1 protein-coding gene is annotated in these 548 nt (G+C 63.1%); it reads left to right on the top strand.

Features of this window, described 5'->3' with window-relative positions; genetic code table 11:
• Positions 1–361: 361 nt before the first annotated feature.
• The coding region (locus tag G6O54_RS37030) for a hypothetical protein (RefSeq protein ID WP_205679196.1) at positions 362–548 on the top strand (187 nt) is incomplete at its 3' end.

A 548-nucleotide genomic window follows, 5' to 3' on the forward strand; every position in this document is an offset into this window, starting at 1 on the left:
GGCGGTAAGAGCCCTATCACGGTGATCTTCTTCCTTGCCGAGGTAATAGTGGACAGGAGACGACCATCGCGCCAGGCTCCATTCGTGGGAGGTCACGCCGAGGGCCTCGCCGCGCTCCCGCCTCGTCGATGCGACGGGCCTTCGATGCCCCGTCGATGTGACTGGCCTTCGATAACCGCTTTCCTCAGTGCATTCCACAGACCACACGCTTTGGGTGACAGGCCTCCAATGCCTTCGAAACCTCGCCCTGGGTGCCTGGCCCGCGGTGCCCGCGCTCGATGCCCGCGTGTTGGGTGGAAACCGAGGTGACGGTCGCGCTTTCTCTGGAGGGTATCCCCGGTCACCGATGGAGGGTTTTTCGATGATTCGACCCATTGCGCCCGAAGACACGCCCGGTATCCTCTCCGTCTGCGAGAGTACGGGGCTCTTCCCGCCCGACGAGATGACCGTCCTTCAGAAGCTCCTCGACGACTTCCACGAGACGAACGAGAGCGGTCATCGAGCCCTGCTCGACGAGGAGGAGGGCCAGCCGGTAGGTATCGTCTACT

Source organism: Aquisphaera insulae, assembly GCF_011064615.1.
GTDB lineage: Bacteria > Planctomycetota > Planctomycetia > Isosphaerales > Isosphaeraceae > Aquisphaera > Aquisphaera insulae.